29 protein-coding genes and 1 tRNA gene are annotated in these 26,767 nt (G+C 62.3%); 16 read left to right on the top strand and 14 right to left on the bottom strand.

The genetic code is table 11. From position 1 onward, the window contains the following. Nucleotides 1-149 precede the first annotated feature (149 nt). The 3 genes from AC07OJ_RS08910 to AC07OJ_RS08900 all read left to right on the top strand — a co-directional run bounded on the left by AC07OJ_RS08910 (nucleotide 150) and on the right by AC07OJ_RS08900 (nucleotide 1,272). Nucleotides 150-223 (top strand) — tRNA-Gly (locus tag AC07OJ_RS08910). A gap of 198 nt (nucleotides 224-421) precedes the next feature. Next, the gene (locus AC07OJ_RS08905; protein WP_106804874.1) at nucleotides 422-946 is read left to right on the top strand and encodes a DUF3833 domain-containing protein; all 525 of its coding nucleotides are present in this window, start codon (nucleotides 422-424) and stop codon (nucleotides 944-946) included. Nucleotides 947-966: 20 nt separating this feature from the next. Next, nucleotides 967-1,272 (top strand): DUF6482 family protein, encoded by a 306-nt coding sequence (locus AC07OJ_RS08900; protein WP_262133991.1) that lies wholly within the window; start codon nucleotides 967-969, stop codon nucleotides 1,270-1,272. Nucleotides 1,273-1,368: 96 nt separating this feature from the next. On the opposite strand, the gene AC07OJ_RS08895 is transcribed toward AC07OJ_RS08900, so the two are convergent. Together AC07OJ_RS08895 and AC07OJ_RS08890 are read right to left on the bottom strand one after the other, a co-directional pair. Next, on the bottom strand, nucleotides 1,369-2,565 hold the full coding sequence (locus AC07OJ_RS08895) for an MFS transporter (protein ID WP_495094401.1): 1,197 nt from the start codon (nucleotides 2,563-2,565) through the stop codon (nucleotides 1,369-1,371). After that, nucleotides 2,562-3,725, bottom strand: a complete 1,164-nt coding sequence (locus AC07OJ_RS08890) for an MFS transporter (protein WP_495094400.1) — start codon at nucleotides 3,723-3,725, stop codon at nucleotides 2,562-2,564. Before AC07OJ_RS08890 ends, AC07OJ_RS08895 begins: the two co-directional genes overlap by 4 nt. Before the next feature lie 95 nt (nucleotides 3,726-3,820). Between AC07OJ_RS08890 and AC07OJ_RS08885 the strand changes: the two genes are divergently transcribed. The 4 genes from AC07OJ_RS08885 (at nucleotide 3,821) to AC07OJ_RS08870 (ending at nucleotide 6,090) form a co-directional block, all read left to right on the top strand. Beyond that, nucleotides 3,821-4,714 (top strand): LysR family transcriptional regulator, encoded by an 894-nt coding sequence (locus tag AC07OJ_RS08885; protein WP_495094399.1) that lies wholly within the window; start codon nucleotides 3,821-3,823, stop codon nucleotides 4,712-4,714. A 168-nt stretch (nucleotides 4,715-4,882) separates the two neighbouring features. Further along, nucleotides 4,883-5,065, top strand: a complete 183-nt coding sequence (locus AC07OJ_RS08880; RefSeq protein ID WP_065899432.1) for a type II toxin-antitoxin system HicA family toxin — start codon at nucleotides 4,883-4,885, stop codon at nucleotides 5,063-5,065. Nucleotides 5,066-5,088: 23 nt separating this feature from the next. Further along, nucleotides 5,089-5,499 (top strand): type II toxin-antitoxin system HicB family antitoxin, encoded by a 411-nt coding sequence (locus tag AC07OJ_RS08875; RefSeq protein ID WP_065899433.1) that lies wholly within the window; start codon nucleotides 5,089-5,091, stop codon nucleotides 5,497-5,499. A 90-nt stretch (nucleotides 5,500-5,589) separates the two neighbouring features. Next, a complete protein-coding gene (locus tag AC07OJ_RS08870) occupies nucleotides 5,590-6,090 on the top strand; it encodes a methylated-DNA--[protein]-cysteine S-methyltransferase (RefSeq protein ID WP_106804878.1) in 501 nt (166 codons plus the stop codon). Here the strand turns inward: AC07OJ_RS08870 and AC07OJ_RS08865 are convergent. After that, nucleotides 6,049-6,873 carry a GNAT family N-acetyltransferase gene (locus AC07OJ_RS08865; RefSeq protein WP_495094398.1) on the bottom strand — a complete coding sequence of 275 codons (825 nt, stop codon included), beginning with the start codon at nucleotides 6,871-6,873 and terminating at the stop codon, nucleotides 6,049-6,051. The two genes, AC07OJ_RS08870 and AC07OJ_RS08865, sit on opposite strands and share 42 nt — an antisense overlap. Nucleotides 6,874-7,052: 179 nt before the next feature. Between AC07OJ_RS08865 and AC07OJ_RS08860 the strand changes: the two genes are divergently transcribed. Further along, complete coding sequence (locus AC07OJ_RS08860) at nucleotides 7,053-7,478, top strand: low affinity iron permease family protein (RefSeq protein WP_065899436.1); 426 nt, start codon at nucleotides 7,053-7,055, stop codon at nucleotides 7,476-7,478. Nucleotides 7,479-7,530: 52 nt separating this feature from the next. On the opposite strand, the gene AC07OJ_RS08855 is transcribed toward AC07OJ_RS08860, so the two are convergent. The 4 genes from AC07OJ_RS08855 to AC07OJ_RS08840 form a co-directional block, all read right to left on the bottom strand. Further along, nucleotides 7,531-8,058 carry a DUF4142 domain-containing protein gene (locus tag AC07OJ_RS08855; RefSeq protein ID WP_016975135.1) on the bottom strand — a complete coding sequence of 176 codons (528 nt, stop codon included), beginning with the start codon at nucleotides 8,056-8,058 and terminating at the stop codon, nucleotides 7,531-7,533. Nucleotides 8,059-8,176: 118 nt separating this feature from the next. Beyond that, nucleotides 8,177-8,818 carry a LysE family translocator gene (locus AC07OJ_RS08850; protein WP_106804881.1) on the bottom strand — a complete coding sequence of 214 codons (642 nt, stop codon included), beginning with the start codon at nucleotides 8,816-8,818 and terminating at the stop codon, nucleotides 8,177-8,179. A 44-nt stretch (nucleotides 8,819-8,862) separates the two neighbouring features. Further along, nucleotides 8,863-9,273 carry a fosfomycin resistance glutathione transferase gene (fos, locus tag AC07OJ_RS08845; RefSeq protein WP_495094397.1) on the bottom strand — a complete coding sequence of 137 codons (411 nt, stop codon included), beginning with the start codon at nucleotides 9,271-9,273 and terminating at the stop codon, nucleotides 8,863-8,865. 12 nt (nucleotides 9,274-9,285) lie between these two features. Further along, the gene (locus AC07OJ_RS08840; RefSeq protein WP_242485882.1) at nucleotides 9,286-10,203 is read right to left on the bottom strand and encodes a LysR family transcriptional regulator; all 918 of its coding nucleotides are present in this window, start codon (nucleotides 10,201-10,203) and stop codon (nucleotides 9,286-9,288) included. A 77-nt stretch (nucleotides 10,204-10,280) separates the two neighbouring features. Between AC07OJ_RS08840 and AC07OJ_RS08835 the strand changes: the two genes are divergently transcribed. Beyond that, nucleotides 10,281-10,769 carry a DMT family transporter gene (locus AC07OJ_RS08835; RefSeq protein ID WP_065899440.1) on the top strand — a complete coding sequence of 163 codons (489 nt, stop codon included), beginning with the start codon at nucleotides 10,281-10,283 and terminating at the stop codon, nucleotides 10,767-10,769. Here the strand turns inward: AC07OJ_RS08835 and AC07OJ_RS08830 are convergent, their stop codons facing one another. From AC07OJ_RS08830 to yiaY, 6 genes are all read right to left on the bottom strand, one after another. Continuing rightward, a complete protein-coding gene (locus tag AC07OJ_RS08830) occupies nucleotides 10,770-12,101 on the bottom strand; it encodes an MFS transporter (protein ID WP_065899441.1) in 1,332 nt (443 codons plus the stop codon). It abuts the gene before it with no gap. A 60-nt stretch (nucleotides 12,102-12,161) separates the two neighbouring features. Continuing rightward, nucleotides 12,162-13,103, bottom strand: a complete 942-nt coding sequence (locus AC07OJ_RS08825) for a hydroxymethylglutaryl-CoA lyase (RefSeq protein WP_495094396.1) — start codon at nucleotides 13,101-13,103, stop codon at nucleotides 12,162-12,164. Beyond that, nucleotides 13,100-14,293: a CaiB/BaiF CoA transferase family protein gene (locus AC07OJ_RS08820; protein ID WP_120447825.1), complete on the bottom strand. Its 1,194-nt coding sequence runs from the start codon at nucleotides 14,291-14,293 to the stop codon at nucleotides 13,100-13,102. The genes AC07OJ_RS08825 and AC07OJ_RS08820 overlap by 4 nt, the downstream gene beginning before the upstream one ends. Nucleotides 14,294-14,465: 172 nt before the next feature. Next, complete coding sequence (locus AC07OJ_RS08815) at nucleotides 14,466-15,374, bottom strand: LysR family transcriptional regulator (RefSeq protein WP_495094395.1); 909 nt, start codon at nucleotides 15,372-15,374, stop codon at nucleotides 14,466-14,468. After that, on the bottom strand, nucleotides 15,374-16,048 hold the full coding sequence (locus tag AC07OJ_RS08810) for an NAD(P)H-binding protein (protein ID WP_213551981.1): 675 nt from the start codon (nucleotides 16,046-16,048) through the stop codon (nucleotides 15,374-15,376). Before AC07OJ_RS08810 ends, AC07OJ_RS08815 begins: the two co-directional genes overlap by 1 nt. A 109-nt stretch (nucleotides 16,049-16,157) precedes the next feature. Beyond that, complete coding sequence (gene yiaY / locus AC07OJ_RS08805; protein WP_065899446.1) at nucleotides 16,158-17,306, bottom strand: L-threonine dehydrogenase; 1,149 nt, start codon at nucleotides 17,304-17,306, stop codon at nucleotides 16,158-16,160. Between the two features lie 125 nt (nucleotides 17,307-17,431). Here yiaY and AC07OJ_RS08800 point away from each other — a divergent pair, with 125 nt between their 5' ends. Then, nucleotides 17,432-18,448 carry a DUF4917 family protein gene (locus AC07OJ_RS08800; RefSeq protein WP_495094394.1) on the top strand — a complete coding sequence of 339 codons (1,017 nt, stop codon included), beginning with the start codon at nucleotides 17,432-17,434 and terminating at the stop codon, nucleotides 18,446-18,448. 80 nt (nucleotides 18,449-18,528) lie between these two features. Here AC07OJ_RS08800 and AC07OJ_RS08795 read toward each other — a convergent pair whose 3' ends face one another. Then, nucleotides 18,529-19,056: a helix-turn-helix domain-containing protein gene (locus AC07OJ_RS08795; protein WP_065899448.1), complete on the bottom strand. Its 528-nt coding sequence runs from the start codon at nucleotides 19,054-19,056 to the stop codon at nucleotides 18,529-18,531. A 160-nt stretch (nucleotides 19,057-19,216) separates the two neighbouring features. Between AC07OJ_RS08795 and AC07OJ_RS08790 the strand changes: the two genes are divergently transcribed. From AC07OJ_RS08790 to AC07OJ_RS08765, 6 genes are all read left to right on the top strand, one after another. Next, nucleotides 19,217-19,999, top strand: coding sequence for an aldolase (locus AC07OJ_RS08790; protein ID WP_213551979.1), 783 nt, complete (start codon nucleotides 19,217-19,219; stop codon nucleotides 19,997-19,999). 29 nt (nucleotides 20,000-20,028) lie between these two features. Continuing rightward, entirely contained in the window at nucleotides 20,029-20,901 is an 873-nt protein-coding gene (locus AC07OJ_RS08785; protein ID WP_495094393.1) for a dihydrodipicolinate synthase family protein, read from the top strand. A gap of 172 nt (nucleotides 20,902-21,073) precedes the next feature. Continuing rightward, nucleotides 21,074-21,613, top strand: a complete 540-nt coding sequence (locus AC07OJ_RS08780) for an RNA polymerase sigma factor (RefSeq protein WP_065899451.1) — start codon at nucleotides 21,074-21,076, stop codon at nucleotides 21,611-21,613. Continuing rightward, the gene (locus tag AC07OJ_RS08775; protein WP_495094392.1) at nucleotides 21,610-22,578 is read left to right on the top strand and encodes a FecR family protein; all 969 of its coding nucleotides are present in this window, start codon (nucleotides 21,610-21,612) and stop codon (nucleotides 22,576-22,578) included. Before AC07OJ_RS08780 ends, AC07OJ_RS08775 begins: the two co-directional genes overlap by 4 nt. Nucleotides 22,579-22,705: 127 nt before the next feature. Beyond that, a complete protein-coding gene (locus AC07OJ_RS08770; RefSeq protein ID WP_495094391.1) occupies nucleotides 22,706-25,276 on the top strand; it encodes a TonB-dependent receptor in 2,571 nt (856 codons plus the stop codon). A gap of 244 nt (nucleotides 25,277-25,520) precedes the next feature. Beyond that, nucleotides 25,521-26,420, top strand: a complete 900-nt coding sequence (locus tag AC07OJ_RS08765; protein WP_065899454.1) for a DMT family transporter — start codon at nucleotides 25,521-25,523, stop codon at nucleotides 26,418-26,420. Nucleotides 26,421-26,767 lie beyond the last annotated feature (347 nt).

Raw genomic sequence — 26,767 nt, 5'->3', positions numbered from 1 at the left:
CCATCTATCGCGGGCAAACCCAGCCCTTACGCACGCTCGCGCCCCACCGAGATCAGTTTGCTGCCTCGCCTGGCGCACGCAACCCACACATTTTTCGAAGAAAAACTTCAAATCCCGGCGCACATCTGGTACAAAGTCAGCCGCTCTGAGCGGGTATAGTTTAATGGTAGAACAGTAGCTTCCCAAGCTTCCGACGAGGGTTCGATTCCCTCTACCCGCTCCACTCATATTTTGCGCCCACGTCAGGATGGTTCTGACGGGGGAGGCCTAAAAAAACCGGTCCTTGGTGGCCGGTTTTTTTATGGGTGGGATTTGTGCTACTCGTCAGTCGCCTCGCACAAACATGTACAAATCAATATTTTTGTACAAGTATCAATCCTGAGCGATGGCACTACGCCGCGCACCTTCATGGAGCCGGACAATGACGCGTCTATGGATTTCATTGTTGCTGGTGTTGAGTTTGAGTAGTTGCGGCAACGTGGGGGTCGATCACTATGCCGGCCAGCAACCGCAGCTGGACCTGGAGCGTTTCTTCAGCAAGCCCGTGAAAGCCTGGGGCATCTTCCAGAAGCGTTCGGGTGAAGTCGCCAAGCGCTTTGAGGTGAATATCGCCAGCCGGCGCGAGGGCGATGCGTTGATTCTCGACGAGCGGTTTCTCTACAGCGACGGCACGCGTCAGCAACGAATCTGGACACTAACCCCGGACGGCCCGGGACGCTGGCGCGGTCGGGCAGGAGACGTGGTCGGCGAAGCTATCGGCGAGGTGGCGGGCAACGCACTGCGTTGGCGCTACCGTCTCAACCTACCGGTGGATGGCTCCGTCTACGAAGTCAGCTTTGACGACTGGATGTACCTGATGGACGAGGACACCCTGATCAACCGCTCGAGTATGTCCAAGTTTGGTGTCGAGTGGGGTCAGGTCACTTTGTTCTTTCGTCGCCAATGACCCTGAAGCGAGGCTCAATCATGAATCTGCAACAGCTGGCCGAACTGGCTGGGAAAGGCGAAATACGTGAGCTGGAATTGTTGTCGCTGGAAGGCGGTTTCTATATCGCTCGCGTGAGACTGGATGACGTCGAAATGACGTTACTGGACGATAGCGGGAAGCCGATGCGCATCGGCTCCACCACGCATTTGCGCGATCTGTTGCAAAGGGTTCCACCGTTTCCGTGTGTACTGGTGCAGCACTGCGTTCATGACGAGATGTGCGGTACGCGCGAAGGGCCGATCGGGGCGTTGCGCATTCCGTTTTCGCTGGCGGCGACACTTTGAATGCTGGCTTCATCCGTTCATGAAGCGCGAACGCTACAACCCAGGAGGCCCAGGTCATGACGTAGGACGGAACTGAGTTTCACCTGCGAAAAGCGATCATCGTTGGTTCCTGTCCACCCCCCTTTGCACTACCCACGCCAGCGGCAACGTCACACACAAGACTCCTGCCAGCACCATCACCGCCACCGGGACACCCAGCGCGTCCCCCACGCCGCCAAACACCACCGGTGCCAGCGCCCCGCCGCCGATCGTGCCGGTGTAGAACAGCGCAAACGCCTGCTCGCGCTTGCCCGCGCCGGCCAGGTCCGGCACCGCGCCGTAGAGCACCGAAGACGTACCATTGAGCGCCAACCCCAGCAGCGGCAACATCACCATCAACCCGGTCAGCGGCAGGTATACGGCGGCAACGATCAGCAGCGCGGTGCTGGTTTCGGTGATCCATACGGTCTTCATCATGCCAATGCGTGCACCGAGGTAACCGCACAGCAATTTGCCGAAGGCGCCACCGATAAACAGCATCGTCAGCGCCAGGCCGATGCCGGCGGTACCGGCGCCCTTGGCTTGCAGCAGGAACGGTAGAAACGTGAGAAAGCCCATGCGCACGGCACTGTCGAGCGTACCGGTGAGGATCAATGCGCGCAGGCCAGTGACGGAGCCGACGCCCTTGAGCGGCCTGGCTTTTTTGCTGACGGTGGATTCGCAGGCTTGAGTAGGAATAAGCCACCACAACAGCCCCGCCGCCGCCAGGCCGATCAGCCCCAGCAGTGTGGCGCTCGCTCGCCAACTGATGACGGTGAGCAGCAGGCCAATCAGCCCCGGGATCAGGGTTTTGCCGATGTCGCCGGAGAAATTGTACTGGGACAGCGCCTGCTTGACCCCGCCCCCGTCCTCATAGGCGTCGGTGATCATCGAGGATGCCAGCGGATGCTGCGTGCTGGCGCCCAAGCCGCCCAGCAACAGCGCGACCAGCAACAGCGTCAATCCGGTCGCCTGCCCCACCAACAGGTAGGCACACCCTGCCAACGCCGTACCCCCCACCAGCAGCGGTACGCGGCCCCAGCGTTTGGCGGCGCGGCTGGCCAGCAATTGGAACACCGCCATCATCCCGGAATAGGCGCCGCGTAAAAGGCCGATCTGCGCGTAGGACAAGGCGAACTGAGCTTGCCAGATAGGCAGCAGCACGTAGATGGCGTCGGTGAGTCCATCGTGGATGGCGTGAGCGCTGCAACCGGCGAACAGCACACGACGACGAGTGGATATTTCAGACGCAGGCACAGCGACGGTGTCGTTCATGAGGTAGGAATCAGCTCGGGTTTAGGCGGCTTCCAGCCGGTCAGGGCGATCAGCAACGTCAGTAATTGGAAACCGATGATCAGCGTCACGCAGCCCGCCCAGCCCCAGCGTTCCCAGATCAAGGCCGGCACGATGGCGCCGCAACTGCCGCCGAGGTAGTAACAGGTGAGATACAGCCCCACAGCGCGTGCCTTGTTGCCATCGGCGGTGGCGCTGATATAGGCATTCGCGGCGGCCTGTGCGAGAAACACGCCGGTGGAACTGAGCGCCAGGCCCACCACGATGCACCACAGCGACGACGTCAGGGTCAGCGCCGAGCCACTGACGCCGAGCACTGCAGCGACCGTCAGCAGCTCGGTGTGCGGACGGGCTTTGCTGAGACGCCCGGCGATGGGGATCACGATCAATGCCAACAGGAACACCATATACAACGTGCCCAACGCTGCAGGCCCGAGATTGAAAGGCGGTAAGCCAAGGTGCAAACCTGCGTAGGTAAACGCCGCGACTTGCGAGAACAACACGCAGAAACCTACGGCGTAAGCGGCGAGCAAAGGCAGGCGAAACACCCCCGATGAAGAGGCTTTGACGGGGACCGTCCTCGCGCGGTTGGGTGGTAGTAGAAACTGGATAAACCCGCCGACCATCAAACTCAGGGCCGCGAGCAATTCAAAGGCTTCGCGCCAGCCCACGTACTCGGTCATCACCCCGGTGACAAAGCGCCCGGCGAACCCGCCCAACACGGTGCCCGCGACATACAGGCTGGTGACTTCAGTCACTGTGCCGCCACTCCAGCGATCGCCGATATAAGCCACGCTGGTGGCGAACACCACCGGGATCAACATGCCCTCGACAAAGCGCCACACCAACACTTCGGCGAAACTGTCGGCATAGGCTGTCATCAACGCCGGCACCGCCAGCAACAACGCAGCCAAGGCGATCACGCTGCGCTGCTGGAAACGCCCGGTCAGGCGGCTGACGAAAGGGGCCGTGATCGCCACCGCCAGGGTGGTCACGGTGATGCTCCACCCTGCCGCCTTGGCGCTGATATGAAACTGCGCGGCAAAGGTCTGCAGAATGCTCTGGGTCGCATAGAGGTTGAGAAACGCCGCGCAGCCACACAGGAACAGGGCAAGGCGGGCACAATGCAGGCGCGGTTTCATGAAACCTCTCGTTTTATTTTGTAACGCCTTTATAGAATGAGCGGCATGATCGTGACCAATACCGATTTCCGACCGATCAATACCCAAGGATCAGGATGCTCGACCTACGCAAGCTGCGTTACTTTCTGACGGTCGCCGAAGAATTGCACTTCGGCCGCGCCGCCTTGCGCCTGCACTTGGCGCAGCCACCGTTGACCCGGCAGATCTCGGCGCTGGAAACCGAGTTGGGGTTCAAGCTGTTTGATCGCACCAGCCGAACGGTGACCCTCACTGCCCAGGGCCGCGCGTTTTTGCCCTACGCCCGGGGCGTACTCGAACAGGTGGAACTCGCGCAGGTGATCGCCGCCAAACTCGCGGCGGGCACTGCCGGGCAGCTGACATTGGGTTACGTCAGCTCGATTGCCCTGTCGGATTTGTTCAGCCAGACCATCCAGGCCTTCGCCCAGCGCTTTGCCGATGTGCAATTGACGCTGGTGGAATGCGCTTCCGGCAGCCTCGGAGCGCAGGTGGCGGACGGGCGGCTGGATATCGGCCTGAGCCGGTTGTTGCCGCAAAACGAGCAGGTGCAGGCACTGTCGCTGGGTCAGGAGCCGTTGGTGGCCGCAGTGTCCAGCGACAGCCCGCTGGCCCAGCAGGCGCACATCAGCCTGGCCCAACTGAGCACCTATCCCCTGATCCTGTTTCCCGCCGACTACGGTTCGGGACTGAACCAGTCCATCGAGCAGCTTTACCGCCACCACGGCGTGCCGCTGCGCGCCGGGCCGACCGGGCGACAGATCACCTCGATCATCGCGCTGGTCGCTGCCGGGCAAGGGGTCGCGCTGGTGCCGGCCTGTACCCGCAGCTTGATGAACAAGGGCGTCACCTATCGGCCCTTGGTGGAAGCGGATGCGTGCGCACAATTGCTGGTGCTGACCCCCACACACAGACACAGTGTGTTGGTCGACGCGTTCCTCGCCGTGATCGCAGAGGGAATGCCGTCTCGCTGACGCATTCGCAAAACCCCGCAATACCTCTTCCAAACGCCCTTCCTGCGCGGTCATACACTCCAGATACCGCCTACCGAAATACCGGTCGCCGACCGTCGGTAGGTATAGTGTTGATAATTTATTTTTCGTGGTTATAGTCACCACCAACACACACCACAAGGAGGTGCTGTGGATAGCCGATATTTGATGGGGCACATCGTTGCCGATGGCTGGTATCTGGTCCGCATCAGGGGCAGTCATCATCACTTCAGGCACCCGACCAAACCGGGGCTGGTAACGATTCCTCATCCAAAGAAGGACCTGCTGGACAAGACCGCCAAGAGCATTCTCAAACAAGCTCTGCTGAGTTAAGCCGTCCCTGGAGGACAACGAACATGCTGTATCCCATCGCAATTTCAACCGGCGACCAAGACCATGCCTGGGGCGTGGAAGTCCCGGATATTCCTGGCTGCTTCTCGGCCGGCGACGACCTCGATGACGCCATGGCCATGGCGCGTGAAGCCATTGAAGGGCACTTCGAGATCCTTGCCGAAGACGGTGCACCGATCCCCAGCGCACAGAAAGTCACCGTGCATGCAGCCAACCCACAGTACGCCGGCTGCACCTGGGCGGTAGTGGACATTGATGTCACCAAGTACCTGGGCAAGGCGCAAAAGCTCAATATCACCTTGCCGGGCTATTTGCTCAACCGCATCGATGAATACGTGCTGCATCACCCCGAGGAAAAAAGCCGCTCGGGTTTCCTCGCGTCGGCGGCGCTCAAAGTGCTGCAGCAAGAGCACTGACCGGCCTGAATTCAACCGCAAGAAACGAAGTTTTCAGTGGCGCGGGCTGCGCTAGATTGAACCCATACCCGCCCACCCAGGAGCTCGATCATGGCTTACGAATACACCCTCATGCCCTCCCCTGTCGGCGTCCTCACCCTGGTGGCGCGCGACGGCAAACTCAGTGCCATTCTGTGGGAGTGCGAGCGCGCCAACCGTGTGCGCCTGGGCGCCTTGCACGAAGCCAATGACAGCCCGGTGCTGTTGGAAACCAAGCGTCAACTGGCGGAATATTTCGCCGGTACGCGCCATCGATTCGAGTTGGAGCTGGACTTCGCCGGCACTGAATTTCAGAGGCAGGTCTGGCAGGCACTGCTGACCATCCCCTTCGGCGAAACCCGCAGCTACAGCCAGATCGCCCAACAGATCGGCAACCCCAAGGCCGTGCGTGCCGTGGGGGCGGCCAATGGTCGTAACCCCATCTCGATCATCGCACCGTGCCATCGCGTCATTGGCGCGTCAGGCGGGCTGACCGGCTTTGCCGGGGGGCTTGAGGCCAAGCAGTATCTGTTACGACTCGAAGATCGCGGGCAAGTCAAAATGGCCTTCTGATGACGGCGCGGCGAGGGGTCCACGAACAAACGACTGGTAGTCGAATAAGCGCGTGAAGCGCAACGTTCGATACAGCGGTAGGCCCTGCGTCGATGCTTCAAGAAAACACCGTTCGGCACCCAGGCTCGTAGCGTGACGCAAGGCCGCTTGAATCAATTGGGTGGCGTAGCCTCGTCCGCGAGAGTCCATGAGCGTGCCGACATCATTCAGCCGCGCTTCCCCGTCACACATCGACAACGTTAACGAAGACCTCACCTGCCCTTCGCTGGACAAGATGAAGTGGTAAAGCGCCTCACCCGCCTCAAGCGCCCGTTCGTGCCGGGCCTGATAGCGCGCGAGGCCTTCGGGCAGCATCGAAAACGCATTGCCGAGCGGAGCTGCCCAGTCATCCAAGTGCTGCGTCAGGCTGATCTGCACGGCGCTGTCGCTCGTCGGCGGAACAAGGTGCGACTGTTCGAGCACCATCGCGGTGGTAACTTCAGCGGCCTGGAAGCCCAGCTCCGTGAGTACGTCACGCAACCCCTCGACCTTTTCCTCATGGATCACCACGCGTATGTCCAGCGTTGTACCGCGAATCACGTCCAGCATCGCGGCCACCGCGTCGCCCAGGGGGCCACTCCCTACCCGGATGAATAACAGGTTAAAGGGGTCCAACGCTTCGTCGGTCAGATAAGCGTTGATGCAGGCGTTGTGGCGGCGATGCAGCGAGCATGTGGCGGCAAAATAGTGGTCCTCGGTTCGGTGGTAAAGCATGGGCAGGTCACAGGCGACGTCAGCGTGCATGAGCAATATCCGGATAAAAATCCAGTCTCGCGCCCATCACGGCAGGGGCGGCGTAGGCCCCCTCCTAAACACTTGTAAAAAAAGCGCATACCTCCGGTCACGCCCAGCAATTGTAAAAAGAAATTTCAGAGCATCCCTGCGGTCAGTATTTCCATCACCCATCCTTGAGGAAAACGGTCATGAAATTCTCCGCAGTCTCCCAATCTCTGTCCCGCTGGGCAGGCAGTGCCCGGACGTTTTACGCGGCCGTCGCGTTGATTTTCCTGTGGAGCCTGAGCGGACCCTACTTCCACTACAACGACACCTGGCAACTGATCATCAACACCTCGACCACCATCATCACCTTCCTGATGGTGTTTCTGATCCAGAACACGCAAAACCGCGACAACGACATCCTGCATATCAAGATCGACGAACTGCTGCGTGTGTCCAAGGATGCGCAGAACGCGGTGCTGAGCCTGGACGGGCTGGACCGCAAGGAGCTGGAAAAACTGCGCAAGGAATACCGCAGCATCGGCGCCACCGGCAGCGTAACGCTCAATAGCAGTTGCGGCGAAGCCGTCGACGATGCAGTGCCAAATAAAACCGATTTGAACCAGGCATAAAAAACGGCGGTTGGATGTGCTCCAACCGCCGTTTTTGCTACCGGCGAAAGTTTCAGCCGTCGCCTTGATGACCTTTACCGTAGGTCGATGCCAGGGCACGGGCTTTTTGCAGGCGCTCTTCCAACTTGGGCAGCGTCTCATCCACCAATGCCTTGATTTCCGGCACGTCCGACGCTGCGCCTTCCTGTTTGAACAGGGCGATGGCGTCTTCGTTTTCCTTGACCTGCTGGGCGGTGTAGGCGGCGTCGAACGAGTCGCCGTCCTTGAGTTCAGGCATCAAGGTCTCGGCCTTGTCGACGATCTTCTCGCGCGGCGCCACCGGCAGGTCGAGCTTCTTGGCAATGGCGGCCAGATGCTGGTTGGCCAGGGTGCGCTCGTTGATCACCTCGATGGTGTAGTCCTTGATTTCCTGGGACGAGGTCTTGGCGTGGGCCATGCGACTGGTTTCGATATCGGCCATACCTTTGGCCGAAGCCTGCTCGATGAATTCGGCAGGCGACTGGGCGAAAGCATTGCTGGCGCCGAGGCCCAGCAGCATCGCGAAACTGGCGGTGCGTAACCGGATAGCCATGCGGCTCATGATGGGTTCCTCCAGGGCAAAAATGGGTGCGGGGACTACACCCCGCCCTGAATTCGAATTTTTACGGCGGCAAAGGTTTAGAAAAAACTCGCCAGTACGACGAACGGTCGCTGCCGCCTCAGGCCGGTTTGCTGCCAAACAGCCCCGGCAATGCATGGGCCAGGGCGTTGATGGCAAAGCCGATGAACATCACGCCACAGAGTCGGGTGATCAGGATTTCATGCCGCTGATACACGGTACGCACCCGCTGGGCACCGACCACGCCGATCAGGATCGCGTAGGCCAGCAGGCCGCCGACAAAGCTGAGAAAGATCAACGAAGGCAGCATCGCCCAGGTCAGCAGTTCGGCACGGCTGGACAGCAACGCAGTAAACGTCGCCACGGCCACCGGGTAGGCCTTGGGGTTGGTCAGGCCGAACAGGATGCCGTGCCAGAACGGATGCCGCGCGGCGCCCTGGGGCGCATCACTGCTGCGGCGCTGGGTGCGGATCGCGCGCCAGCCAAGCCAGAACAGGTACAACCCGCTGAGCACACCCAGTACATCAAATGCACGGCTGCCGACTTCGCGCGCGCCCACAATCGCGATCAGCGCGGTGCTGCACCACACCACGTCGCCGAGCAAGTGCCCGCACAGAAAACCCGCTCCGGCACGTCGGCCACGGGCGGCGCCGATGCCGAATACGGCCAGCACGCCTGGCCCAGGCGTAATACCGTAGATGAAACCGGAGGCGAGGACGGCAAACAGCAAGGATGGGGTCATGGGCACGACTCTGACAGACGGTGGAAAGGTGTGGTGGATGTGCGCTAGGGGTAAAACTTCATCCCGGCGTAGGGCTTGTTGCGGCAGGCCTCAAGACGCGAGGCCAGGTCGCCAACATGCGCTTCGAGCTTGTGGCCATCGGGATCGAGGAAGTAGAACGAAGCCCCTTCACTGCGATTGTCGCGCCACTCTTGAACGCCGACGGCGCGCAGCTGCGCAACCAGCGCGGTGAAATCAGCCGCTTCGACGGTAAACGCGTAGTGGGTGTAATCCGCCGCCGGCATGGACTCGCGAAGAGGGTCCAGCGACAGGCAGAGCCATAGGCCCGGCAAAGAGAGGTAGGCCCCGGTGTCCCAGGTGGCGTCAAGTTTCAGGTGCAACCGCTCATGGTAGAAGCGCACGCTGCGCTCCAGATCGGTGACGGCCAGGGTCAGGTGGTTGAGGCCTGAAAGCATGTGTGGTTCCTGTTAGCGGGGGCCTACGGACAATACACCCTGCAGTTGCTCTTTCAACCACTGCAACCCCGAATCGCCACCGCGACGCGTATGCCACGCCAGCTCGAACGCAAACGAGGGAATATGAAACGGCGGCGGCATGGCCACCAAGTGCTGATGATCGATGTTCAGCAAGCCTCGGGATGAGACGGTCAGGATCAGGTCCGTGCCCTGGATCAACTGCGGCGCCACGCCCCAGTGCGGCAGGCTGATCGCCACATGTCGGCGCTCACGAATCGCCGTCAGCGCGCGCTCGATTTCCGGCGTGCCGCTGCCGCGCATCTCCAGCAGTACATGGGGCCGCGACAGGTAGGTGGGCAGGTCCAGCACGCCGCCTTCCGGCAGGCTGGCGCGGTCCACCAGGCAGGTGTAGTGCTCGTCGAACAATGGCGTAGTGCGCAGTTCGGCGGGCATGTCAGGGAACACGCCAGCGGCCAGGTCGAGGTCGCCGTTGAGCACGCCGTCGACCATGCCTTCACGGCTGGCCTGGATGATTTGCAGGTCGATGCCCGGCGCTTCGCGGCGCAGGGTGCGCACCAGTCCGGGCAGGAATATCGCCGCGCTGTAGTCCGACATCGCCAGCCGAAAACGCCGCTTGGCCGAGGCCGGGTCGAAGCGATTCGGCGCCAGCAATGCCTGTACCTGGGCCAATGCTTCAGCCAGCGGTGCCGCCAACTCCAGGGCGCGGGCGGTGGGTACCAGGCTTCCGCCCTGGCGCACCAGCAACGGGTCGCCCAGCAGGTCACGCAGACGCGCGAGCGCATGGCTGACGGCGGGCTGGCTCAGGTGCAGGCGCTCGGCAGCCCGCGTGACGTGTTGCTCACTGAGCAAGGCGTCGAGGATCACCAACAGGTTGAGGTCGATGCGGCGCAGATCATTCATCAGCTGCATGCCTGACATAAGAATTTGGAATTTAAATTTGCGCGACGAATAGCCTAGAGTCCAGCAAAACCTCTGGGAGATTCACCATGACCACGTTGCACTGGCTGGGATTATTGGCGTTGGCGGTGATTGCCGGCGCGGTGGTGCCGTTTCAAAGCGCGATCAACGCCAACCTCGGGCGCGGGCTTGGCCACCCGCTCTGGGCCACGCTCGCCTCGTTGCTGGTGAGCATTATCGTGCTGCTGCCGGTCATCATCGCGCTGCGCCTGCCGTTGCCAAGCCTGGCATTCATCAGCAAGGCGCCGTTGTGGATGTGGGCCGGCGGCGCATTCGGGGTGTGTTTTATTTCCCTGGCGTTGATGCTGCTGCCCAAGCTGGGCGCGTCGGGGTTTATTGCGTTGGCCATGGCCGGGCAGATTCTTGCCTCGCTGCTGCTCGACCATTTCGGCCTGTTCGGCCTGGTGGAGCGCCAACTGACAACGCCCCGCGTGTTGGGGGCGTTGCTGTTGATCGGCGGCGTGGCGTTGATTCAGTTCAGCGCCACGCCGGCCCGGGCCTTGGCGACGGCGGGCTGATCAGCCTTTGTCGAGGGTGCGCAGTTTCTGCGGCAGGCCCCACAGCAGCAGCGCCGCGGCCAACAGCGCGCACACCCCGATCACGTAGAGCGCCGGGGTGGTGCTGCCGGTCAGGTCCTTGATCCGCCCTACCATTACCGGGCTGACGATCCCACCGAACTGCCCGAGGGTGTTGATCACCGCGATCCCACCCGCAGCGCCCGCACCGGCGCCGGCCAATAGCTTGGGAGGCAGCGTCCAGAAGGTCGGGATCGAGGCGATGATGCCCGCGCCCAACATGCCCAGGGCGATGATCAGGAACGTCGTGTGGTCGGCAAAGATCCCGGCACTGAAGAAGCCCACCGCGCCGAGTACCACCAGGCCGCAGACAAACTTGCGGCGCTCGCCGGTGGCATCCGACAGACGCCCGATCACCACCATGCTGATCGCACCGCACACATACGGGATGGCCGTGAGCAGGCCAATCATCACCGGGCTCTGGGTGCCGGCGCTGCGGATTAATTGCGGTGCCCAGAAGTTGAGGCCGTAGGACGCCACCTGGATCAGGAAGTAGATAAAGCCGAGCATCAAGAAACCCGGAATACGTATCGCCGACAGCAGTGAACCGCCATGGGTGTTCGGCTCATGCTTGGCGATGCGGCTCGACAGCAAGGCCTTTTCCGCAGAAGTCAGCCAATGGGCGTCTTCGATGCGGTCCTTGAGCAACGTCAACACCAGGAACCCCAGGCCGATGCACGGCAAGCCGCCGAGCAGGAACAGCCAGTGCCAGCCGCGCATCTGCAGTACGCCGTCGAGGTGCTCGAGCACCAGGCCGGAAAACGGTGCACCCACCAGGCCGGCGAAGGCCGAGGCCAGGAACAGCATCGAGGTGATGCGCCCACGAAAATGCTGCGGGAACCACAGGGTCAGGTAGTACAACACGCCAGGCGCGAAGCCCGCCTCCATCGCGCCGATGATGAAGCGCAGGCCATAGAACTGCCACTCGGCCGTGACAAACACCATCGCCGCCGTGGCCAGGCCCCAGGACATCATGATCCGCGCGATCCAGCGCCGGGCGCCGACCTTGTACAGCATCATGTTGCTCGGCACTTCAAAGATCACATAGCCCACCACAAACAAACCGGCGCCCAGGCCGTAGGCGGTGTCGCTGAGGCTCAGGTCGGTTTGCAGCTGAAACTTGGCGAAGCTGATGTTGATACGGTCAAAAAACGCGAACAGGTAACACACCATGATCAGCGGCATCAGGCGCCAGGCGACCTTGCTGACCAGGGCTTTTTCGGCATCGATTTCAGCGGCCGGGCGCGCGCCGGCCTCCAACGTATTAGTGCTCATGGGTTTCTCTCCAGCGGACTGCTCACAGGCGTCCGATTGTTTTTGTTGTCTGGTGCGGCGTTACAGCGTGGCGATGTAGGCCGGTGGCGGATGCAAGTCGCTGTTGCGCCCGGCCTTGGCCACCTGGCCGGGCAACTCATGGCCAAGCAAGGCCGGCAAGCGCCGGGACATATGCAGCAGGTGCGGCAGGTCGATACCGGTGTGAATGCCGACCTCGTCACACAGGTTGACCAGGTCTTCGGTGCAGATATTGCCCGACGCCCCCGGCGCAAACGGACAACCGCCGAGGCCACCCAGCGCCGCATCAAAACGTCGGGCGCCGGCCTCGTAGGCAGCCAGCACATTGCACAAGCCCAAGCCGCGGGTGTTGTGGAAATGCAGGGTCAGATCGCCCGCCGGCACGCGCTGCAACACACGTTTGACCAGGCGTTCCACCTGGCGCGGGTTGGCCATGCCGGTGGTGTCGGCCAGGCTGATGCCCTGGATGCCGAGGGCTTGATACGCGTCGACAATCTGTAGCACGCGGTCTTCATCGATCTTGCCTTCGAACGGGCAGCCGAAGGTGGTGGCGATGCTGCCATTGAGGCGCACCGCGTGATCGGCGGCAAAGCGCACGATGTCACCGAACGCTGCCAGCGAGGCCTCGCAGCGCATGCGCATATTCGCCAGGTTGTGGGTCTGGCTGGCGGACATCACCAGGTTCAACTCATCGGCGCGCGACTCGATGGCGCGCTGGGCGCCCTTGAGGTTGGGGATCAGCGCCACATAGATCACCCCGGGTTTGCGCGCGATGCCCTGGAACACCTGCTCGCCGTCGCGCAACGCGGGGATGGCCTTGGGCGACACAAACGAACCGGCTTCGATACGCGAAAAACCGGCCAGCGACAGCTGATCGATCAGCGCGATCTTGTCGACGGTCTCGACCCAGGTCGGTTCGATTTGCAGGCCATCGCGCGGGGAGACTTCCTGGACGATCAGCCGGTCGCCATAGTCAGTGATCATTGCACCACTCCCGAGGTTTTCAGGCGTTGGATATCGGCGCCGGTAAGGCCCAGGCTGCCAAGGATGTCATCGGTGTGCTGGCCCAGGGCCGGACCCTGCCAGTTGACGCCACCGGGGGTTTCGGAAAGTTTGGGCACGATGCCGGGCATCTTCACCGACACACCGCCAGGCAACTCGGCATCGAGCAACATATCGCGCGCCTGGTAATGCGGGTCGCTGACGATATCCGCCACCGAGTAGATGCGTCCGGCCGGCACTTCGGCAGCTTCCAGGGCGCTGAGCACCTGGTCGATGGGCAAGCTGCTGGTCCAGTGGGTGATCGCGGCATCCAGCAACCCACTCTTCGCCGCGCGGCCGTCGTTGTGGGCAAACTCAGGGGCTTCGGCCAGGTCGACGCGGCCGATGGTGGTCATCAGGCGCTTGTAGATCGGGTCGCTGTTGCCGGCGATCACCACATAAGCACCGTCGGCGGTCAGGTAGGTATTGGACGGTGCAATGCCAGGCAAGGCGCCACCACTGCGTTCTCGCACGTGGCCGAGCATGTCGTATTCCGGCACCAGGCTTTCCATCAGGTTGAACACGCTTTCGGCGAGGGACACATCGACAATCTGCCCGTCGCCCTGGCCGGTCTTGACCCGCAGCAGCGACATCAGCGCGCCGATCACACCGTGCAACGAGGCAAGGGAGTCACCCAGGCTCACGCCGACCCGCGCCGGTGGCGAATCCGGGTTGCCGGTGGTGTAGCGAATGCCGCCCATGGCCTCGCCGATCGCACCAAAGCCTGGGCGGTCGCGGTAAGGGCCGGTCTGGCCATAGCCGGAGATGCGCACCAGGGTCAGCTTGGGATTGAGCGCGTGCAGCACGTCCCAGCCCAGGCCGAGCTTTTCCAGGCCACCGGGGCGCAGGTTTTCGATCAGCACGTCGGCGTCGCCCAGCAGTTGCTTGATCAGGCCCAGGCCTTCAGCGGACTTGAGGTCCAGCGCCAGGGACTTCTTGTTCCGCGATTGCAGGTACCACCACAGCGATGTGCCTTCGTGCAGCTTTCGCCATTTGCGAAGTGGATCGCCCTGGCCCATGGCTTCGATCTTGATCACCTCGGCACCGAATTCGCCCAGCAGCCGGGCGGCGAACGGCGCGGCAATCAGCGTACCGATCTCGATCACCTTGATACCGCTCAGGGGAGCCGTCATGGGGTGTACCTCTTGTTCTTGGAATGTGCGGCCAAGGCTAGAGGACAGGCACAGGAAAAATCCAACCGTCAGTTGGCAAGGAGCGTTCGCGAAACGCGAACACGTTGGTGGGCGACCGGATGCTTGAGCCCTGCGGTGATGTCGAGATCGCCATCGCCGGCATGCCGGGCGCCTACAGGGGCGCGCTGAGGTAGTCGAACAGCAAGCGGCTGACGGGCGACAACTGCGCTTCATCGCGCACTACCAGGATCAGGCTGCGGCGCGACCATGCATCGGTCAGCGGCACCGCGTGCAATCCCAGGGCGTGGCCAAACAGTTCGTAGGCCTTCTGCGGCAGGATGCCGATGCCCATATTGGCCTGGACCATCCGGCACATCGCATCAAACCCCGGCACATGGATGCGCAGGCGCAACATTTTGCCGGCCTCGCGCGCGGCGGCGTGGGTGCGCATGTTGATCGAGCTGGCGGCGTGCAGGCCAACGTAGTCGCTGTCCAGGGTGTCGGCGAAAGCCAGGGATGAGCGCGCCGCCAATGCGTGATCCGCCGGCATCAGCACCACCAGTTTGTCATGGCGATAGGTCACGCTGGGCAGGCCCTTGGTGTCGGTGTCGCTGGAGCAGATGCCCAGGTCGGCGACGCCATCCAGCACGCCCTGGACCACGCCGTTGCTGGGGCGCTCTTCAAGGTCGGTCTTGACTTCGGGGTGCAGTTCGGAAAAATCGCGCAGGTCTTCCGGAAGGAACTCAATGATCGCCGACAAATTGGCCAGCATCCGCACGTAACCACGCACACCGTGGCTGTGCTCACCGAGTTCCAGGCCCATTTTTTCCACGTTGAACAGCATCTGCCGCGCATGGTGCAACAGGGTCTCGCCGGCCGCGGTCAGGTCCATGCCCTTGGCCCGACGCACGAACAGGCTCACGCCGAGCACCTGCTCCAACTCCATCAGGCGCTTGCTGGCAGCCGACACCGCGATGGCTTCGCGGGCCGCGGCGCGGGTCAGGGTTCCCTCTTCGAACACGGCGACGAACAGTTGCAGGGTGATCAGGTCCAGGCGGCGCACCAGGCTCTTGTGCAACATCAGCCGCGCTCGGACGCCAGGCGATTGATCTCGACCTGCTCCACCACCGGCTGTGGCGCGCCATGGCGCACCGCCGCCAGCATGGCCCGGCCGACAGTTTCAGTACTGACCACCCAACCCGGCTTGAGCCGACGCACAGACGACAGCAACGGCCCGAGCACGGAGTAAAACGCCTGATACAACGGCGTCTTCGAGCGCACCCCATGCAACGGCTGGATGATCCCCGGTCGGAACAGGTAAACCGCCTTGAACGGCAGGCGCAGCAAGGCATTCTCGGTCTTGCCCTTGACCCGCGCCCACATCGACTTGCCGGCCTCGGAACTGTCCGTCCCGGCGCCGGACACGTAAATGAAAGTCATCTGCGGATTGAGCCGAGCCAGGGTGCTGGCGGCAACGAGGGTGAGGTCATAGGTGAGGTGGGTGTAGCGGGTTTCATTCATACCCGCCGAGGACACCCCGAGGCAGAAAAAGCACGCGTCAAAGCCTTGCAGCAAGTTTTCCAACGGCTGGAAATCCAGCATGTCGCTGTGCAACACCTGATGCAGCTTGCCATGCTCCTGGGTCAGCGGCGTGCGCCCGACGGCGACCACTTCCTGCACGTCAGGGGCAAGCAGGCACTCGCGCAGGACGCCCTGGCCGACCATGCCGGTGGCACCGAATAACAGAACTCTCATAAGGGGGACCTCAGCGGCAAGCCGCAAGCTTCATGCTCAAGTTGAATGCAGTGCGAGCCTCACACCTTAACAGCTTGTAGCTTAACGCTTGCAGCTTGTGGCTGCCCCGTCAGAACGCGCTGCGAAAGATCTCCTCGATCTGACGCTGATCCGCCCGGCGCGGGTTGGTCAGCCCGCACGCGTCCTTCAACGCGTTAGTGGCCAACAGCGGAATGTCCTGCAACTTGGCGCCCAGCTCGCGCAGCCCGGCGGGGATTTCGACGTCCAGGGACAGCGCACGAATCGCGGCGATGGCGGCCTGGGCGCCCTCTTCGTCCGTGCTGCCTTTGACATCCGCTCCCAGCGCGCGGCCGACGTCGCTCAAGCGCTTGGCGCTGACGCTGGCGTTGAAGCTTTGCACGTGGGGCAACAGCACCGCGTTACACACGCCATGGGGCAGGTCGTAGAGGCCGCCCAACTGGTGGGCCATGGCGTGCACGAAACCCAGGGACGCGTTGTTGAACGCCATGCCCGCCAGGAACTGAGCGTACGCCATGTTTTCCCGTGCGGCATTGTCGCTGCCGTCGCGTACGGCCAGGCGCAGGTTGGCGCTGATCAGCTCGATGGCCTTGATCGCGCAGGCGTCGGTGATCGGCGTGGCAGCAGTGGACACATAGGCTTCGATGGCGTGAGTAAGGGCGTCCATGCCGGTGGCGGCGGTGAGGCCCTTGGGCATGCCGACCATCAGCGCCGGGTCGTTGACCGACAGCAGTGGCGTGACGTTACGGTCGACGATGGCCATTTTCACGTGGCGGCTTTCGTCGGTAATGATGCAGAAACGGGTCATCTCGCTGGCGGTGCCGGCGGTGGTGTTGATGGCCACCAGCGGCAGTTGCGGCTTGCTCGATCGGTCGACGCCTTCGTAGTCGCCGATATGCCCGCCGTTGGTGGCGCACAGCGCGATGCCCTTGGCGCAGTCATGTGGCGAGCCGCCGCCCAGGGACACGACGAAATCGCAGGCGCTCTGTTGCAGCAGCGCCAGGCCGTTCTCGACGTTTTCCACATTGGGGTTGGGCTTGGCGCCGTCATAGATCACCGAGTCGATGTCCTGCATCGCCAATTTCTCGGCGATCATGCTGGCCACGCCCGCCTTGGCCAGGCCGGCGTCGGTGACGATCAGTGCCTTGCGAAAACCGTAGTTGCGGATGGCGGTCATGGCTTCGTCGAGGCAATCGGTGCCCATGATGTTGACGGCGGGAATGAAGAAGGTGCTGCTCATGGCGAATCCTCGGATGACGTTTATGCCTACAGCATCGACTTCACCCGCCTGCGGCATCTTGATCAGGATCAACGCCGGCTCGTGATAAAGTCACCGTCCAGCCGAATTCGAGTAGACCCGCCGCAATGAAGGATTTCCAGGATATTGACGCCCACCTTGAAGACTGGAGCGCACTGCGCAGCCGCATTGCCTTCAGCGGGATTCTGATCGGCAACGGCGCCAGCCGTACGATTTGGGAAGACTTCGCCTACGACTCGCTGTTCGAAAACGCGCGCACCGTCGAAGAAAAACCCCTGGGCCAGTCCGAACTCAGCGTGTTCGACGCCCTGCAAACCCGCAGCTTCGAACAGGCCCTTGGCGCGCTGAAGACCACCAGCCGGGTCAACAAGGCCCTGGCAGTCAGCTCGGCGGCACCGCGCAATCGCTACTACGCGATCAAGGAAGCGCTGATCAATACCATCCACGCGGTGCACATTCCGTGGCGCCTGGTGCAGCCGTCGACGCTGGCGACGATCAACGCGGAGCTGGCGCAATACACCACGGTGTTTACCAGTAACTACGACTTGCTCAACTACTGGGCGATCCTGCACACGCCAGGCATCGACGACCTGTTTCGCAGCGCCGACTCAAGCTTCGACCTGCGCAACACGCGCACCGAGGCCACGCGCATTCTGTACCTGCACGGAGGCCTGCACCTGGTGCGCAACCTCGACGGTACCGCGCGCAAATTGCCGACCACCGACAGCACCCTGCTGAGCAGTTTTGCGATCAATAACACGATCAAGACCCTCGACGATGTGCCGCTGTTCGTCAGCGAAGGCACGGTAGACGAGAAGCTCAAGACCATCCGCAGCTCGGATTACCTGTCGTTCTGCTATGAGCAACTGCTGACCCATGAAGGCGCGCTATGCCTCTTCGGCCACGACCTCGGGCCGCAGGATAAACACCTGGTGGATGCGATTCGCCAAGCCCCGGTGACCACGCTGGCAATCTCGGTATCGGGCCGTAGCGACGGGTTTATTCGCCAGCAGAAGCGGCGGTACTCTGAGCTGTTTGATGGGTCGGGCGTGGCGCTGGAATTCTTTGCGGCGCGCACCCACCCGTTGGGCAATCCTGCGCTGTCAGTCCCGGTCGAACGCTGACTTTCCGGGCGACTCCGATCAAATACAGGCGCTGGCAAGCCAGCGCCCACCATGAGCGTGTTCACAACAGCCAATTGACGTCAGTCCTGCGCGCTGTGCACTACCACCAGCAATTGCGCCTGCACCGGCCCCACCGAGCGCAGGCGGTGGGGCTTCTGCGCATTGAAGTGCAGCGCATCGCCACGCTCCAGGATCACGCGCTCAGTCATGAAATCCACTTCGACCTGGCCTTCATGCACAAACAGAAACTCCTCCCCCACGTGCTCCTTGAAGCTCTTGTCGGTGAATTCCGCTGGCGGGTAGATGATGAAGGGCAGCAGGCTGCGCTCGCTGACCTGATGGGCGAGCACCGCGTAACCGGGCGCCGTGTCGGGCCGTTCATGGCTGCGCACCAGGCTGTAGCTGTCGAGGCTGACACTGTCTTCGCTGAACAGCTCTTCGACCTTCACGTTCAGCGCCTTGGCCAGTTTCAGCGCGGCGGCAATCGACGGCGTGTTGAGGCCGCGCTCAACCTTGGACAGGTAGCTCTTGGTCATCCCGGACTTTTCAGCCAGGCTCTCCAAGGTAACGCCAAGTTTTTTTCTCAATAATTTCAAACGGATAGACATATTCCGCGGTTAATCCATGCAGGAAGCGATGAGCTGTGCTTGCTAATGACACTTTGTGTCATATAGCATCTTTAGTGTCATTTGCGTTCACCCAGCGACCTTGCGAGCAGCGGGAGACCAGCAAACCAGACGTCCATTGAACCACCCAAAGGACACCGATATGGCCAAGACATTAGCACTCCCGAAAGACCAGCTGGTCAAGCAAGCACTGATCCAGATGCAAAATACCCTGGCGGATAATACGTGGACCGTGCGGCAAAAGCTGGCGCTGACCTGCCGTATCCTGTTCGAGCACGGCCACGACTCGGGCCTCGCCGGGCAGATCACTGCGCGCGGGCCCGAACACGGCACCTATTACACCCAGCAATTGGGGCTGGGCTTCGATGAGATCACCGCCAGCAACCTGCTGTTGGTAAACGAGGACCTTGAAGTGCTGGAAGGCCACGGCATTCCCAACCCGGCCAACCGTTTCCACAGCTGGGTCTACCGAGGGCGCCCCGATGTGAACTGCATCATTCACACGCACCCCACGCATATCGCCGCGCTGTCGATGCTGGAAGTACCGCTGCAGGTGTCCCACATGGACCTCTGCCCGCTGTACGAAGACTGCGCGTTCCTCGAGGCCTGGCCAGGGGTGCCGGTGGGCAACGAAGAAGGCGAAATCATCACCGCGGCACTCGGTGACAAACGCGCGATCCTGCTTTCGCACCACGGCCAGTTGTCGACCGGCGCGAGCGTCGAGGAGGCCTGCGTGATTGCACAGTTGATCGAGCGCGCCGCCAAGCTGCAGTTGCTGGCGATGGCGGCCGGGACGATCAAGCCGATCCTGCCGGAGCTGGGGCGCGAGGCCCACGACTGGATCTCCCGGCCCAAGCGCCATGGCGCCGCGTTCAATTACTACGTGCGACAGAGCCTGCGCCAGCACGCCGATTGCCTGAACTGACCCGCCCCTTTTCTGACAGGAGACTTCCCATGTCCAGCCCCGATATTCACGGCATCATCGGCTACACCATCACCCCCTTCAGCGCTGACGGTAAGCGCATCGACCTCGACGCCCTCGGCCGCTCCATCGACCGCTTGATCGACGCCGGCGTCCATGCCATCGCGCCCCTGGGCAGCACCGGCGAAGGCGCTTACCTGAGCGATGCCGAGTGGGATGAAGTCAGCGCCTACAGCCTGGCAAAAATTGCCCGGCGGGTACCGACTGTGGTCAGCGTCTCGGACCTGACCACCGCTAAAGCCGTGCGGCGCGCCCGTTACGCCGAGGCAAATGGCGCCGATGTGGTGATGGTGCTGCCGGCCTCGTACTGGAAACTCAGCGAAGCGGAAATCCTCGCCCACTACGCTGCGATTGGCGACAGCATCGGCGTGCCGATCATGCTCTACAACAACCCGGCCACCAGCGGCACGGACATGTCGGTGGATTTGATCCTGCGGATCGTCAAGCACGTGGAGAACGTGACGATGGTCAAGGAGAGCACCGGCGATATTCAACGCATGCACCAATTACGGCGCTACAGCGACGTGCCGTTCTTCAACGGGTGCAACCCGCTGGCACTGGAAGCCTTCGTGGCGGGCGCCAAAGGCTGGTGCACAGCAGCGCCGAACCTGATCCCACAGCTCAATCTGGCTTTGTACGACGCGGTGCTGGCGAATGATCTGACCCAGGCGCGGGAACTGTTCTACCGCCAACTGCCGCTGCTGGAATTCATCCTCAAGGGCGGGCTACCGGCAACGATCAAGGCCGGCTTGCGCCTGACCGGGCTGGAAGCCGGCGATCCACGGTTGCCGGTGTTCCCGTTGAGTGAAGCCGGGATCGAGCAACTAAAGACATTGCTGCGCTGACCCTGTAGGAACCGGCTTGCCGGCGATAGCGCTCTCGCAGTCAACATCAACATCGACTGCCCCGACGCGATCGTCGACAAGCCGGCGCCGACAATTAAACCGAGACAAATGACAATAATTCTCGATATCATTCGCGGCATTTCTACGCCGTGCTTCGTCACGAAGGATATCCATGTCTCGTCCCAAGCCCGACCCGCTGTCGGCCGATGCTTTTCGCGGGTTTTATGCAGATATCCTGCATTTCCTGCGCAAACGCACGGACAACGCCAGCGACGCGGCGGACATGACCCAGGATGTCTTTACCCAGTGGCTGGACTACCGCGACCGGGCCAAGGTCGAGCAGCCACGGGCCTTTCTGTTCCAGATGGCGCGCAATCTGCTGCGTGATCACTGGCGCAGACAGAAGGTACGGCACACCGCCCATTCCGATCAGGCCGACAGGGACGCCGAACCGGTCACCGACGAGCAAAACGATCCCATGGCCGCCGCGCAGCGCTTGCAACGCCTGGAACAGTTGAAAGAAGTCCTCGCCGAACTCTCGCCGCGCCGGCGAGAAGCCCTTATGCTGCACCGCTTCGAAGGCTTGAGCCAGGCGCAGATCGCCGAGCGCATGGGCATTTCGACGAGCATGGTGGAAAAGCACATCGCTTTTGCCCTGCTGCATTGCAAGCGACGCCTTCAATCAGACCCCGGCACGGAGCAGCCAGAATGAACCGCCTGAGCGACACCGACGCCCTGGATATCGAAGCGAGTGACTCCATCGATGCCCAAGCCGCCAGCTGGTTTGCACGTAACCGTAATGACGCGAGCCGTGCCGACCGCAAGGCGTTTGCCGCCTGGCATGCGGTTGCGGCGCATGCTCGCGCCTATGCCGAGTTCGAGCAACTGTGGGCCGACCTGGCACAGTTGCAGCAACTGAACAAACCGGTGCCCCTGCCCAAGCGCAAACCGTCGGTGTGGCGCCCTGCCCTGGCCGTCGCCGCCGCAGTGTTGTGCGCCGTGCTGGCCACGCATATCGGCGCGCCCCGCGAGCTGTATCACACGCAAGTGGCGGCTCATGCCAAGGGCATGCGCACCTTCAACCTGCCCGACGGCAGCACGCTGTATGTAAATGCCAACACGCGCCTGCGTGTGGACTTCACCGCGCACCAGCGCATCGTGCACCTGGACAAGGGCCAGCTGTATATCGAGGTGGCCGCCGACAAGGAGCGACCGCTGTTCGTGCAGGCCGGCGAGGCCAATGTGCGGGTGGTCGGCACCGGCTTCGATGTACGCCGCAGCCAGCAGCAACTGGTGGTCAGCGTCGCTCACGGCAAGGTGGCTTTCGAGCCGGACGCAAAGAGCCCGGTGACCCTGCTCGGCGCCCAGCAGCGCGCCACCTACAGCTACGCCAAGGGCACCGTGCAGCAACAAACCCTCACCGCCGAAGAAGTGGCCGACTGGCGCAGCGGGCACTTGTCGTTTCGCAACCGCGAGCTGGTCAGCCTGATCGATGAACTGAGCCTCTACCGTCCCCAGGCGCCCTTGCAGGTCAGCACTGCGGTGGCGCAACTGAAGGTCTCCGGCAACCTCGATGTCAACGACCCGGACGCCCTGCTCAACGCCCTGCCCGCCTTGCTGCCAGTGAAAACCGTGGCCTCGGCCGATGGCATCGTGCGGATCGAGCCCAGCAAATAAACCTCGAAACAGTACTTGAGAATATTTTTCATTCGCAGGTGTGGATTTTTTTGCCTGCCCCGTCTTCCTCCGGTCTGCGTTTGATACGCACGCATTTTTCGGCCACTTGGCCACACCGGGGGATTTCATGTTTCGCGCGCCTTGCCACGCTTCGCACCTGTTTCTTCGACCGACCGTCATTGCCACCTGCCTGGCCTTCAGCCTCAGCGCCCAGGCCGAGTCGTTCAAGCTGCAACTGCCCGCCCAGTCGCTGGCCACGTCGCTGAGCCAAGTGGCGCAGCAGGCGAAGATCCAGCTGTTGTTCGATGAAGCACTGCTCAAGAACGTGCAGGCACCGGCGCTCAACGGTGAGTTCAGCCCGGAAGTGGCGATTCGCACCCTGCTGAAAAACGGCGAGTTCATCCTGATCAGGGTCGGCAGCACTTACGTGGTAAAGCCCGAAGAGGCAAAAACCACCCAGAGCGGCGCGATCCAGCTGGAAGCCCTGAGCGTGATCGGCACCGGCAACGAGGTCGACTCCAGCACCGTCGGGCGCTCCACCTTGAGCCAGGCCGATATCGACCGCTACCAACCCGACAACATCCCTTCGCTGCTGCAGACCTTGCCGGGAGTGTCCATGGGCGGCTCGCCCAAGCCCGGTGGCCAGACCATCAACATTCGCGGCATGGGCGATGCCGAAGATGTGCCAATGACCGTGGATGGCGCGACCAAAAGCGGCTTCGAGCGCTACCAGCAAGGCACGGTGTTCATCGAACCCGAGCTGATCAAAAGCATTGAGGTGGAGAAAGGCCCGTATTCGCCGTTCAACGGCAACGGCGGTTTCGGCGGCACGGTCAACATGATCACCAAGGATGCACCGGACCTGCTCAAGGATGGGCGTAACGCCGGGGCGATGGCCAAGTACGGCTACTCCAGCAACACCCACGAACAGGTGTACACCGGCGCAGTGTATGGCCGCACCGACGACGGCCGCATGGATGGCCTGATCTACCTGACCAAACGCGACGGCGACGACTTGAAGCTCGCCGGCACCCCGCCCGACCCACGCAACGAATACCCGATCAACCCCAAGCGCCTGCCCAACAGCGCGCAGGATGTAGAAGGCGAGCTGCTCAAGTTCAACGCGCACTTCACCGACGAGCACAGCATGGGCCTGTCCTATTCCAGCGCCAGAAGCGAGCGCATGGCGCCGTTCTCGGCTAAAACCTACCCGTCGCCGCCGACGCAATCAGCCATCGACCGATATGGCTACGAAGGCGCACTGAAACGCTTTCTGGCCGACCGCGAAACCGTGGACACCACCTGGTCAGGCAAGTACGAATACCAGCCGTTGAACAACCCGCTGATCGACTTGAAACTCAGCTACTCGTTCTCCAAGACCGATCAGACCGACGAGCGCGCCGAGAATGCGGTGATCAGCCTGGCCACCGGCGGGCGCAAGATGCAAACGTCTTACACCGACCGCATCCTTGAGCTGCGCAACATCAGCCTGTTTACCACCGGCCCGCTGGAGCACGCCGTGACCACCGGCGTGCAGGTGCGCAAGCACGATCGCGAAACCGAAAGCTGGATGCCGGGCGCGACCTACAACACAGCTAAATACAACTATGGCCATTTCCAGCCGTACTTCATGCCCCACGGCAAAGTCGACACCAATGCGTTCTACCTGCAGGACGCCGTGACACTCGGCGACGTCACCCTCACGCCGTCCCTGCGCTATGACCACGTGCGCAACCGCGGCGAAGCCAACGATGCGCCGTACTACAGCAGCCCGGACCCGCGTGTCGGCCATGACTACAGCGACCGCACCTACACCGGTTGGTCGCCACGCCTGGCAGCCTTCTGGAACGTGACCCCGGATGTCGCCTTCTTCGCCAGCTGGAACCGCACCTGGCGCGCGCCGGTCATCGATGAGCAGTACGAGGTGCAAGGCTCTGCCAGCACGCGCAGCGCCACCAGCCTCAACCTCGACCCGGAGCGCATCACCGCGATTACGGCGGGCAACGTCACGCACTTCTCTGGCGTCTTCACCCGCGATGACAACCTGCAGTTGCGCACCACGCTGTTTCACAACCGCATCGAAGACGAGATCATGAAGGCCACCGGCCTCGGCTGCGAACGGCAAATGACCGTGCCGGGCAGTATCGATGCGGTGTGCACCGACGCGGCGTCCAGGACCAACTATCGCAACGTGGGCGGCATGACCATCAAGGGCTTCGAGCTGGAAAGCTACTACGACTCGACGTACGTGTTCGGTTCCCTGACTTACTCCTGGGCTACAGGTAAACGAGACAACCCCTACACCAACCCTTGGGCTACCGACCGGCACGTGTGGGCACGGGATATTCCACCGGCCAAATGGGTGGTAGTCCTCGGCACCAAGATCCCGAGCTGGGACGCGCAGGTGGGCTGGCAGGGCCAGTTCGTGCGCAAGACCGATCGCGTACCTACCGACATCTATCCTGGCGGCTTCAACTCCACCATCGGCGACTTTATCTACGACCAGACCGAGAACCCCAGCTACGACACCCAGGGCCTATTCGCCAACTGGAAACCGCAGCAGGCGGGCCTCAAAGGCACCGAGATCAACTTCACCGTCGACAACCTGTTCAACCGCAGCTACCAGCCAGCACTCAGCGGCGACGGTGTCTACAGCGAAGGGCGCAACGCCAAGATCAGCATCACGCGGTTCTTCTGAACCTGTAGGCGCCGGCGTGCCGGCGATGCGGGCGACTCGGTCTACCCGCGAAACAGCAGCGATCCCATCGCCGTCTCGCTCAAGCCGACAGCGCCTACACGGCGATGGCGGCGATGGCGGCGGCACTGTCGGCCCTGGCACGCAACTGTACGGATAAATCCGCACCCAGCTGTAGGCCCGCGATTGGCGGGGGATGTGGCTAGATGGGCTTCCCTTGAAGCCCTCTGGATTTCGGATCCCTCCCATGAGCTCGCGCGAAAATACCGGCATGGCCCTCGGCCTGCTGGGCGTCATCATCTTCAGCCTGACCCTGCCTTTCACCCGCATCGTGGTGCAGGAAATCCACCCGTTGCTCAACGGCCTCGGCCGTGCGCTGTTCGCGGCGATTCCGGCGGCGGCGCTGTTGCTGTGGCGTCGTGAGCGCTGGCCGACCTGGCGGCAGGTGCGCGGGCTGTGCCTGGTGATCGCCGGGGTGATCCTGGGCTTTCCGGTGTTGTCGGCCTGGGCCATGCAAACCTTGCCAGCCTCCCATGGCGCGCTGGTCAACGGCCTGCAACCCTTGTGCGTGGCACTGTATGCCGCGTGGCTGTCGCATGAGCGACCGTCCAAAGCCTTCTGGGCCTGCGCGGCGCTCGGCAGTGCGCTGGTGTTGAGTTACGCGCTGATCACCGGCGCCGGCAGTATTCAGGCCGGCGATTTGTTGATGCTCGGCGCGATTGCCGTCGGCGGGCTGGGCTATGCCGAAGGCGGCCGGCTGGCCAAGGAGATGGGCGGCTGGCAAGTGATCTGCTGGGCGCTGGTGCTGTCGACGCCGGTGCTGATCGGCCCGGTCTGGTACCTGGCGGCGCAGCATCAAGGCGCGATTTCGATGCGCACCTGGTGGGCGTTTGGCTATGTGTCGCTGTTCTCGCAGTTCCTGGGATTCTTCGCCTGGTACGCCGGGCTGGCCATGGGCGGGATCGCGCGGGTCAGCCAGATCCAATTGCTGCAGATCTTCTTCACCATCGCGTTTTCGGCGCTGTTCTTTGGCGAACATATCGAGCCGATTACGTGGCTGTTCGCCTGTGGGGTGATCGTCACGGTGATGCTCGGGCGCAAGACGGCGGTGCAGCCTGCGCCGGCGCCAAAGGTAAACGCTATCTAATGCAGGCGCCGGCTTGTGTGGGAGCCGGGCTTGCCCGCGAAAGCGGCCGGTCAGCCAACCCCGCTATCGCCAATACCGCCGCTTTCGCAGCCTCGCTAAAGCTCGACAGCTGCCACAGGGGGATCGCGGGATGGCTACGAGATCTGTGGCGGGGTACGGTCAAAATGTGGGAGCGGGCTTGCTCGCGAAGGCGGTGTATCAGTTGGTGCATTCGCTGCCTGATCCACCGCTTTCGCAGGCAAGCCAGCTCCCACATTTGATCTCCATACACCCGGGTGCCTGAGCCATACCTTGAACCCCCTGTGGGAGCGGGCTTGCCCGCGAAGGCGGCCGGTCAGCCAACCCCT

Source organism: Pseudomonas sp. GW821-FHT09C08, from assembly GCF_059418125.1.
This window is presented reverse-complemented; position numbering and strand designations above follow the sequence as displayed.